Genomic DNA, 10,755 nt, shown 5'->3' with positions numbered 1-10,755 from the left:
GAGACCGAAACACGATGGAGGGGCGGCTTGCCGTCTCTCCCGAGGAAAGGAAGACCATGCACAAGAGAACCCCATTTGTCGCTGCGCTGGCCGCAGCGGCGCTCGTGCTCACGGGATGCGCTGGAGGCAGCGACACCGCGGACGACAGCGGCGATGTGAGCAACGATCTGTTCGAAGTTGCGAGCAGCGTCGATCTCGAGGGCAGCCCGACCTACGACAAGATGGTCGAGCAGGGCAAGATCATCATCGGTGTCAAGGAGGACCAGCCGGGTCTCGGCTACCTCGACGCAGCTACGGGTGAGCGCACCGGTTTCGACATCGAGATCGCGCGCTGGATTGCGGCCTCCCTCGGATTTGGCGAGGACGAGATCGAGTTCAAGGCGATTCCTAGCGCCAACCGCGAGTCCGCGATCGTGAATGGCGACATCGATATCTACGTCGGCACATACTCGATCACCGACAAGCGCAAGGAGCAGATCGACTTCGCCGGTCCGTACTTCGTTACGGGTCAGGGAATTCTGGTGGCCGCCGATAACACTGACATCGAAAGCGAAGAAGACCTCGCTGGCAAGACCGTGTGTTCCGCGACGGGATCAACCCCGATTCAGAACATCAAGGCGAACTTCCCCGACACCAAGACCACAGAGTTCGACACGTACTCGCAGTGCGTCGAGGCGCTGAACGATGGTCAGGTTGACGCAGTCACGACCGACCAGGCAATCCTCATCGGCTACGCCGCTCAGGACCCGGACAACCTCAAGGTTGTCGGCGAGACCTTCACCGTTGAGGAATACGGCGTTGGCCTGCCCAAGGGCGACACGGCTCTGCGTACCTTCATCAACGACCTCTTCACCGACGGCGGGGATGTCTGGCAGGGAATCTACGACGAGACCCTCGGCGTTTCGGGTACGGACGTCGAGCAGCCTGAGGTCAACAACTACTAGTCAGTACCGCTGACCGATAGGGATGCGGTGGTGGCGTGACCGCGCTGCCACCGCATCCTTGGCCTCGACCAGCAGTACCGAGTGACCCGCCCGTCCTTGCCCGCAGAAAGGCATCCCGTGGATGTTCTCCTCAACAACCTCGACATCTTTGTCGAGGGGTTCAAGAACACGATCATCCTGTTCGTCGTGTCGGCGGTTCTCGCCCTCGTGCTCGGCACGATCGTCGGTGCCATGCGGGTATCGCCCGTGCCTGTTATGCGCGCGGTCGGCACGTTCTATGTGAACCTGGTGCGCAACACCCCGTTGACGCTCATCATGTTCTTCTTCGCCTTTGGCTACCCCAAGCTTCAGCTGGGAAACCTGTCGTTCACGACGCTGGCGATCATCGCCCTCAGCCTCTACACGGCCACGTACGTCGCCGAGGTACTCCGGTCAGGGTTCAACACCGTTCCCGTCGGTCAGGCGGAGGCCGCTCGAGCCATCGGCCTGCCGTTCGGCCCCACGATGTCCCTCGTCATCCTGCCCCAGGCATTCCGTGCAGTGATCCCGCCGATGATGAGCGTTTTCATCGCCCTACTCAAGAACACAACGGTTGCCGCCGGGTTCTCTGTGGCTGAGGCGGGAACGATCCGGTCTTATCTTGCCGAGCGGGGCGAGCCAGCCATCATTGTGCTGCTCTGGGTCGCTGCGATCTTCATTGTGCTCGTGAGCATCCTCTCGGTCATCCAAAGAAGACTCGAAGTTCGATGGAGGGTAGCGCGATGACCAGCGTTTTGTACGACGTCCCTGGCCCGCGAGCGATCCGACGCAATCGCATCCTCGCCGTTCTCACGGTGATCGTGGTGCTCGCGGTCGTGGGCTTTGTGGTCTATCGATTCGCCGCTACCGGTCAGTTCACCGCCGACAAATGGCGCCTCTTTACCTATCCGCTCGTGTGGGAGAACGTGTGGGCGGCCACGCTGCGCACACTTTCGGCCTTTGCGGCCGCCGCTGTGCTCAGCATCGTGCTCGGCCTCGTGCTCTCCATCGGGCGAGTCTCTGTTCACGCCTGGATTCGTGTCCCTGTGATGCTGTTCACGGAGTTGTTCAGAGCCGTTCCCGTGCTCATCTTGATGATGATCATGTACTACGGGCTTCCCCCGCTTGGAGTCACGTTTGTGACCCCGTTCGTTGCCGTTGTCACCGGTCTAACGCTCTACAACGGATCGGTTCTCGCTGAGGTTTTCCGTGCGGGAATCGAGTCACTGCCGAAGGGGCAGACGGAGGCGGGATACGCGATCGGCATGCGCAAGAGTGCCGTGATGCTGTACATCCAGTATCCCCAGGCGACCAGGGCCATGCTGCCGGTGATCATTTCGCAGCTGGTGGTCGTTCTCAAGGACACGGCGCTCGGCTTTATCGTCACGTTCCAAGAGCTGCTCTACCTCGCCAAGTTCTATGGTGCGCAGGTGACGTTCGGTTCGCCGATCATCCCGTCAACGATCGTCTTCGGAACCATCTACATCCTCTTGTGTCTCGCGCTTTCTGGCGTCGCCAAGTGGGTGGAGATCCGCACCCGTCGCAGCCCGCGCATCGCCAAGCAGGTCAAGGCGATTCCCGCCGTGCCGGGAGTCGGGGTGGGTGGAGCCGGCGTCATCGACTAGCGGTGAGGGCTTTCTCCGGAGCCGACTAAACTTGGCAGCGTGTCAGAGCTCCTCATCACAGAAGACAGCGTCGCTGAGGCGGTGGATGCCGCATTAGCGGCAATCGCCGCGGCCGACGACTCCGCATCTCTCAAGGCGGTGCGCTCTGCGCATCTCGGGGAGGGGTCGCCGCTCGCCAAGCTCAACGCTTCGCTGCGCAGTGTGCCCAACGATCAGAAGGCTGCCCTCGGCAAGCTTGTCGGTCAGGCCAGGGGGCGGGTGAACCAGGCGTTCACCGAGCAGGAGTCCGAGATCAGCGCGGCAGAGGAGACGGCAAAGCTCGCCGCTGAAGCCGTCGACGTCACGGCTCTTCCCTCGCGGTGGACCGCGGGAGCACGGCATCCATTGCCCTTGCTCATGGAGCGCATGTCGGACATCTTCGTCAGCATGGGCTGGGAGGTCGCAGAGGGGCCGGAACTCGAGAACGAGTGGTTCAACTTCGACGCCCTCAACTTTGATGAGGATCATCCCGCCCGCGCGATGCAGGACACCTTCTTCGTCGAGCCCCTCGACTCGCATCTAGTGATGCGCACGCATACGTCGCCTGTTCAAGTGCGCTCGCTTCTCGGTCGCGAGCTGCCGCTCTATGTGGTTGCCCCCGGTCGCACGTTCCGCACCGATGAGCTCGACGCCACGCACACGCCTGTCTTCAACCAGATCGAGGGCATTGCCGTCGATAAGGGACTCACGATGGCCCACCTCCGGGGAACACTCGAGCACCTCGCACGCGCGATGTTCGGCCCCGAGGCGAAGATTCGTCTACGCCCGAACTACTTTCCGTTCACCGAGCCCAGCGCCGAGATGGATGTCTGGCAGCCGAACGCCAAGGGTGGCGCTCGGTGGGTTGAGTGGGGCGGATGCGGCATGGTCAATCGCAATGTGCTGCGGGCCGCCGGCATCGATCCCGAGGTTTACCAGGGCTTCGCCTTCGGAATGGGCATCGAGCGCACGCTGCAGTTCCGCAATGACATGAATGACATGCGTGACATGGTCGAGGGCGATGTTCGCTTCTCGCAGCAGTTCGGAATGGTGGTCTGATGCGCGTCCCAATCTCATGGCTTCGTGAGTTCGTCGATGTTCCCGAAGACGCGACGGCCGAGAGCATCCAGGCCGCGCTCGTGCGCGTCGGACTCGAAGAAGAAGACATTCACCGTGCCGAGCTGACCGGCCCCATCGTTGTGGGCACCGTCCTCGAGTTCGCGGACGAGCCTCAAAGCAACGGAAAGACCATTCGCTGGTGCCAGCTCGATGTCGGCGAGGATGAGCCTCGAGGTGTCGTGTGTGGCGCCTCCAACTTCTTCGTCGGAGACAAGGTTGTCGTATCGCTGCCCGGCGCCGTGCTGCCTGGGCCGTTTCCTATCGCAGCGCGCAAGACCTACGGTCACGTCAGCGACGGAATGATCGCATCCTCACGCGAGCTCGGGCTCGGCGACGACCACGAGGGAATCCTGCGCCTTGCCGAGCTGGGGCTCGACCCCGACAACGGAACGGACGCGATCGCACTCCTCGGGCTTGATGACTATGCCGTCGAGGTAAATGTGACGCCTGATCGTGGCTACGCATTCTCCATTCGTGGCATCGCCCGCGAGTTCTCTAACTCGACCGGTGCCTCGTTTCATGACCCCGCCCTGGTTCCCGCGCTGGGCGAGATCGTTTCTGAGCCACACAGCGGCTTCAGCGTTGTGATCAATGACGAGGCGCCCATCCGCGGACGTGTTGGTGCTTCCACGTTCGTTACCCGCGTGGTTCGCGGAATCGACCCCAGCCGCCCGACGCCTACCTGGATGGCCTCTCGCCTCCGTCTTGCCGGGGTGCGATCGGGTTCTCTTGCGGTCGACATCACCAACTACGTCATGTTCGAACTGGGACAGCCGATCCACGGTTACGACCTCGACCGTCTTTCTGGTGGGCTTATGGTTCGCCGCGCTTACGCGGGGGAGACCCTGCTCACGCTCGACGATCAGACCCGCTCCTTGAGCACCGAGGACCTCGTTATCGCCGACGAGTCTGGCGCTATCGGACTCGCGGGTGTCATGGGGGGAGCAGCAACCGAGATTTCGGATGCCACGACCACTGTGCTCATCGAGGCAGCTAACTTCGACCCCGTTTCGATTGCCCGGACGGCCCGTCGCCACAAGCTCCCGAGCGAAGCCTCAAAGCGCTTCGAGCGTGGAGTCGATCCGCTTGTCGCCGAGGCCGCAGCGGCCCGAGTCGCTCAGCTCCTCGTTGAGCTCGCGGGCGGAACGCTTGACGAGCTCGGCTCCAGCATGGTCAACCCGACCCCGGCAGAAACGATCTCGCTTCGCGCAGGGTTCGTAGGCTCCCTGATGGGGGTTGAGTACACCGAGGCAGAGATTCGTGATTCTCTCATCGCAATCGGCGCAACGGTCGGTGATGGTCCCGACGGTTCGCTTGAGGTGACCCCGCCGAGCTGGCGCCCCGACCTCACCGATGAGCCCACTCTCACAGAAGAGGTCGCCAGGCTGGTCGGCTACGACCGCATCCCGTCGGTGCTTCCCGTGGCGCCACCCGGGCGCGGACTCTCCCGCGAGCAGCGTCTTCGCCGCTCGGCGGCACAAGTACTCGCCGCCAACGGCGTCACCGAGATTCAGGCCTATCCGTTTGTCTCGACCGCGACGCACGCTCGCTTTTCCGGTGATGCTCCCGCAATGCGCTTGGCGAACTCGCTCGATGCCGAGGTCCCGCTGCTGCGTCGCTCACTCGTGCCGGGGCTCATTGAGGCGACTCGCCGCAACCTCTCCCGCGGGCTCACCGACCTTGCGCTCTTTGAGGTCGGCACCGTGTTCTTGCCCGAGCGGGATAAGCGTTATGGCAGCGGACCTTTGCCCGCTGGCAACGCACACCCGGGAACGACCCGTCTGGTCGAACTCGATGGAAGCATCCCGCCTCAGCCTTGGCATGTGGGCGCTCTGTTCGTGGGCAACCGCAGCGAGAAGCAGCCGGGGACGGCGGCAGTGGCCGTCTCGCTGGTCGACGCCCTCGATGCGGCACGCCAACTAGCAGCGGCCGTCGGCACGCGTTTTCGCTTCGAGCAGGGTTCGCACCCCGCCTATCACCCGGGGCGCACCGCCGAGATCTACCTTGGTGACACCGTCGTTGGTATCGCGGGGGAGCTTCTGCCGGCCCTGGCTGACGAACTCGACCTGCCGCGAGTTGTGGCGGTTCTCGAGCTCGACCTCAGCGCGGTAATCGACCAGTCGAGCCCTGACGTTGCGACTCACGCAATCTCATCGTTCCCCGCAGCAACGCAAGACGTTTCGCTCGTCGTTCCCATTGAGGTTCCGGCGGCTAGCGTTCTCGCGGCGATCGAAGAGGGTGCCGGTTCCCTGTTGGAGCATGCGTACCTTGTCGACGACTACCGGGGCGCCGGCATCGGAGACGGAAGCAAATCGTTGACGTTCGCGCTCCGGTTCCGCGGTGCTGACCGAACGCTCACGGCAGCGGAGGCTTCCGAGTCACGGCTTGCCGGAGTTGCTGTCGCGGCGGAGCGCTTCGGCGCGACCCTCCGCGAATAGCGAATAGCGAATAGCGGATGCCGGATGTGCGTGGGTGGGCACGGGGGAGTATGGTGGCCTCGTGACCCACTTCCGCGAATCCGTGCTCGGCGATCGTCGCCTCGAGTCCGTTCGCGTGCGCCGATTTTCGGCGACGTTGCCCTGCTGAGCGTTCTTCGTTCGCCCGCGTCGTCGCCTTCTTCGGTCCTGCAGGTCCCGTTCCTCATTTAAGGTAGACACATGTCCTATTCCGTCGCCGTCGCAGGCGCGAGCGGTTACGCGGGCGGCGAGCTGCTTCGCCTCCTCGCGGCCCACCCCGACATCACCATCACGACCGTCACGGCACATTCGAACGCCGGGCAACCCCTCACCAGGGTGCAGCCGCACCTGCGGTCGCTCGACCACCTCACCCTGGTCGACACCACGCCAGAGAACCTCGCGGGGCACGACGTAGTTTTCGTCGCCCTCCCTCACGGCAAGTCCGGGGAGCTCACCGATCACCTCGGCGACGATTCGATTGTCATCGACTGCGGGGCAGACCACAGGCTCACGAATGAGGGCGACTGGGCCAAGTTCTATGGCGGAGAGTTTTATGGTGCCTGGACCTACGGGCTGCCAGAACTCATTCATGCCGATGGCAGCCGTCAGCGAGACAAGCTGGTCGGGGCCCGTCGCATCGCGGTTCCCGGATGCAATGTCACCGCTATTACGCTCGCGCTTGCCCCCGGCATCCAGGCAGGCCTGATCAAGCCTGAGGACCTCGTCGCGGTGCTCGCGGTCGGCACATCCGGTGCAGGCAAGAGCCTCAAATCTCACCTTCTCTCGAGCGAGATCCACGGTTCGGCTATGCCGTATGCCGTGGGCGGCACGCACCGCCACACTCCCGAAATCATCCAGAACTTGGCGGTTGCGGGCGGCGAGGGCGTTTCGGTCTCGTTTACCCCCGTTCTTGTGCCGATGTCGCGGGGAATCCTGGCGACATCGACGGCGTCACTCGAGCCGGGCGTCGGATTGGCCGATGTGCGGTCGACGTGGGAGCTGGCGTATGCGGGTGAGCCGTTCGTGCAGGTTCTGCCCGAAGGCGAGTTCCCCAAGACCGCAGACACCCTGGGTGCTAACACCGCCCTCATAGGGCTGGCGGTTGACGAGGCGGCTGACCGCCTCGTGGTGATCAGTGCCATCGACAACCTTGTTAAGGGCACGGCCGGTGCCGCTATCCAGTCAATGAACATTGCGCTCGGGCTGCCCGAGACTACGGGTCTCACCCAGAACGGAGTCGCCCCGTGAGCGTCACCGCCCCCCTCGGCTTCGTCGCGGCCGGAGTTGCCGCAGGCCTCAAATCAACGGGTGCCCGCGACGTGGCCCTGGTGCAGAACCTTGGACCCGACTTTTCGGGGGCCGCGGTGTTCACCAGCAATCGTGCCAAGGCGAACCCCATCCTGTGGTCGCAGCAGGTTGTGGGCGACGGGATCGTCTCCGCGATCGTGCTCAACTCCGGTGGTGCTAACTGCTACACGGGCACCTTCGGCTTTCAGACGAGCCACCTGACGGCCGAGGCGGGCGCCGACGGCCTCGGGATCTCCGCCGGCGACGTTCTCGTGTGTTCAACGGGCCTCATTGGGGTCGGTGGCCAGGACTTTCGCGACAGGGTGATCGCGGGTGTTCACGACGCGATCCCGGCGCTCAGCGCCGACAACGGCCACGAGGCCGCCCTCGCGATCATGACAACAGACTCCAAGCCCAAGGAAGCGGTTGTCGCAGGCGACGGTTGGACGATTGGTGGGATGGCCAAGGGTGCGGGCATGCTCGCACCGGGACTGGCCACGATGCTTGTGGTCATCACGACCGACGCCAAACTCACGTCGGCGCAGTTGGATGCAGCGCTACGATCGGCAACGCGAGTCACGTTCGACCGCCTCGACTCCGACGGATGCATGTCAACCAACGACCAGGTGACTCTTATGGCGAGCGGGGCATCCGGCATCGTTCCCGATCTCGATGACTTCGCGCAGAAGCTCGGCGAGGTCTGCGACAGTCTCGCGGCTCAGTTGCAGGCGGATGCCGAGGGCGCCAGCCATGAGATTTCGATCGAGGTCGTGCACGCGGCGACAGAGGATGACGCCGTTGAGGTGGGCCGACCTGTGGCCCGCAACAACCTTTTCAAGGCGGCCGTGTTTGGCAACGACCCCAACTGGGGCAGAGTGCTCGCTGCTGTGGGCACGACGAAGGCCGAATTCGACCCGTACGCGATCGACGTTTCTATGAACGGAGTGCGCGTGTGCCGCTCGGGAGAGCCGGACGCGCCCTCGGAGAGCGTGGACCTCACCCCGCGGCAGACCCACGTGCTCATTGATCTCAAGGTCGGCGAGGCAACGGCGACGATTCGCACGAACGACCTCACACATGACTACGTTCACGAGAACAGCGCGTACTCCAGCTGATGGCTGAGCCAACAGATCTGAACGCCGTCCAGGCGCAGACGCTTATCGATTCCCTTCCCTGGCTCACCCTGTTTCGGGGCCGCACTATCGTCGTCAAATTCGGCGGCAATGCGATGGTGGATGAGAACCTGAAGCGGGCCTTCGCCCAGGACATGGTCTATCTGCATCATGTCGGCATCCGTCCCATCGTCGTGCACGGTGGCGGACCGCAGATTTCGGCCGCGCTGGCGGCTCGTGGCATTGCCAGCGAGTTCCGCGGAGGGCTGCGCGTGACAAGCCCCGAGGCGATGGAGGTTGTTCGCGACGTGCTCACCGGTGAGGTGAGCGCAGAGCTCGCAGCCCTCATCAATGAGCACGGAGATCTTGCGCAGGCCGTTTCTGGCGAGACCCAGGGGCTGTTTACGGGCCAGCGGCGCGGAACCGTTGTCGATGGCGAGGCCGTAGATCTCGGGTGCGTCGGCGAGGTCGTCGCGGTCGACCCCACGGTGCTGTCGAACCTTCTGGATGCTGGGCGTATCCCCGTCGTGTCGTCGATCGCCCCAGACGGCGACGCCCCGGGGCAGGTGCTCAACGTCAATGCTGATTCGGCCGCAGCTGCCGTGGCGGTTGCCGTTGGCGCCGTCAAGCTCGTCGTGCTTACCGATGTTGCCGGGCTCTATTCCGACTGGCCCAACCGCGATTCGTTGGTTTCGCACATCACCGCATCCGAGCTGGCGGCCATGTTGCCGGGCCTGGAGTCGGGAATGATCCCCAAAATGACGGCCTGTCTCGAGGCTGTCGCTGGCGGCGTCGATAAGGCCGCCATCATCGATGGTCGGGTGCCTCACTCGATCCTTCTCGAAATCTTCCGCGGCAGCGGTGTCGGCACCGAGGTTGTGCCCGACGAGCCCGCGGAACCCACCGAAATAAAGGCAGGCTAGTGGCGAACAACGACTGGAACCACAGGTTCGGCGAGTCCATGATGGGCTCGTATGCACCCCCTCTCACCATGCTGGAGCGCGGTGAGGGATGCTACGTGTGGGATGTCGACGGCAAGCGATACCTCGATTTCCTCGCAGGAATCGCGGTGAACTCATTGGGCCACGGGCATCCGGCGATTGTGGCCGCGGTCACCAAGCAGGTGTCGACCCTCGTCCACGTCTCGAACTACTTTGCGACTCCGCCGCAGCTTGAGCTCGCCGAACGCCTCAAGCGCATCACGGGAGCTGGCGATGCTGGCCGTGTGTACTTTGGCAACTCTGGTGCCGAAGCAATGGAGGCAGCGTTCAAGCTTGCCCGTCTCAACAACGACGGTGGCCGCCGCACCCGCATCATTGCGCTGACCAATGCGTTCCACGGTCGCACGATGGGGGCGCTCTCCCTCACGGGCAAAGCCGCCATTCGCGCGCCGTTCGAACCGCTTCTGGCTGGCGTCGAGCACATCGAAGCCACGGTCGAGGCTCTCGAGAAGGCGATTGACGACACCGTCGCCGCCGTGGTGTTCGAGCCCATCAAGGGTGAGGCTGGCGTCGTAGATCTGCCAGAGGGCTTCATCGCCCGCGCCAGGGAACTCACCTCCGAGCACGGCGCGCTTCTCATCCTCGACGAGATTCAGACGGGCGTCGGCAGGACGGGAACCTGGTTCGCGTTCGAGCAATTCGGCATTCAGCCGGATGCCGTGGCGATTGCCAAGGGAATCGCCGGTGGGCTACCCATCAGCGCTCTCGTCACGTTCGGCGAAGCGTCGAAGCTGTTCCAGCGCGGGCACCACGGCAGCACTTTTGCCGGCAATCCTCTCGCGACTGCCGCCGCCAACGCCGTTCTCTCCGAGATAGAGTCCGCCAGCCTTCTCGATAACGCTAAGGCCAGGGGAGAGCAGATCCGCGACATCGTGCGTTCGATGAACTCCCCCCTTGTCGCAGAGGTTCGCGGCCGGGGCTTGCTCATTGGAATCGGTCTCACCTCGCCGATCGCCGCCAAGGTCTCAGCCGCAGCGCTTGAGGCTGGACTCATCATCAACGCGGCCAACGAAAACAGTATTCGAATCGCCCCGCCGCTCGTCGTCGGCGACGACGAGCTCGCAGAATTCGCACGACTCTTCGCTATCGCTTTGGAGGCGGCACAGTGACTCGACACTTTCTGAGAGATGACGATCTGACGCAGGTCGAGCAGAACGAGATCCTCGACCTTGCCG

The 10,755-nt window shown here is 63.5% G+C and carries 9 protein-coding genes; all 9 read left to right on the top strand.

What is annotated here, in order from left to right; translation table 11 throughout:
- Positions 1-56: 56 nt before the first annotated feature.
- The 9 genes from AC062T_RS10535 (at position 57) to AC062T_RS10495 (ending at position 10,689) form a co-directional block, all read left to right on the top strand.
- Complete coding sequence (locus AC062T_RS10535) at positions 57-944, top strand: glutamate ABC transporter substrate-binding protein (protein ID WP_476029830.1); 888 nt, start codon at positions 57-59, stop codon at positions 942-944.
- Between the two features lie 117 nt (positions 945-1,061).
- Positions 1,062-1,709, top strand: coding sequence for an amino acid ABC transporter permease (locus AC062T_RS10530; RefSeq protein ID WP_476029828.1), 648 nt, complete (start codon positions 1,062-1,064; stop codon positions 1,707-1,709).
- Positions 1,706-2,587 carry an amino acid ABC transporter permease gene (locus AC062T_RS10525; RefSeq protein ID WP_476029826.1) on the top strand — a complete coding sequence of 294 codons (882 nt, stop codon included), beginning with the start codon at positions 1,706-1,708 and terminating at the stop codon, positions 2,585-2,587. The genes AC062T_RS10530 and AC062T_RS10525 overlap by 4 nt, the downstream gene beginning before the upstream one ends.
- Before the next feature lie 39 nt (positions 2,588-2,626).
- The gene (gene pheS / locus AC062T_RS10520) at positions 2,627-3,664 is read left to right on the top strand and encodes a phenylalanine--tRNA ligase subunit alpha (RefSeq protein ID WP_476029824.1); all 1,038 of its coding nucleotides are present in this window, start codon (positions 2,627-2,629) and stop codon (positions 3,662-3,664) included.
- Positions 3,664-6,162, top strand: a complete 2,499-nt coding sequence (gene pheT, locus AC062T_RS10515) for a phenylalanine--tRNA ligase subunit beta (protein WP_476029822.1) — start codon at positions 3,664-3,666, stop codon at positions 6,160-6,162. The genes pheS and pheT overlap by 1 nt, the downstream gene beginning before the upstream one ends.
- Positions 6,163-6,381: 219 nt before the next feature.
- Positions 6,382-7,428 (top strand): N-acetyl-gamma-glutamyl-phosphate reductase, encoded by a 1,047-nt coding sequence (gene argC, locus AC062T_RS10510; RefSeq protein ID WP_476029820.1) that lies wholly within the window; start codon positions 6,382-6,384, stop codon positions 7,426-7,428.
- The gene (gene argJ, locus AC062T_RS10505; protein ID WP_476029818.1) at positions 7,425-8,582 is read left to right on the top strand and encodes a bifunctional glutamate N-acetyltransferase/amino-acid acetyltransferase ArgJ; all 1,158 of its coding nucleotides are present in this window, start codon (positions 7,425-7,427) and stop codon (positions 8,580-8,582) included. The genes argC and argJ overlap by 4 nt, the downstream gene beginning before the upstream one ends.
- The gene (gene argB / locus AC062T_RS10500; RefSeq protein ID WP_476029816.1) at positions 8,582-9,502 is read left to right on the top strand and encodes an acetylglutamate kinase; all 921 of its coding nucleotides are present in this window, start codon (positions 8,582-8,584) and stop codon (positions 9,500-9,502) included. Before argJ ends, argB begins: the two co-directional genes overlap by 1 nt.
- A complete protein-coding gene (locus tag AC062T_RS10495; protein ID WP_476029814.1) occupies positions 9,502-10,689 on the top strand; it encodes an acetylornithine transaminase in 1,188 nt (395 codons plus the stop codon). Before argB ends, AC062T_RS10495 begins: the two co-directional genes overlap by 1 nt.
- Positions 10,690-10,755 lie beyond the last annotated feature (66 nt).

The sequence above is a fragment of the Homoserinimonas sp. genome (genome assembly GCF_056262345.1).
This window is presented reverse-complemented; position numbering and strand designations above follow the sequence as displayed.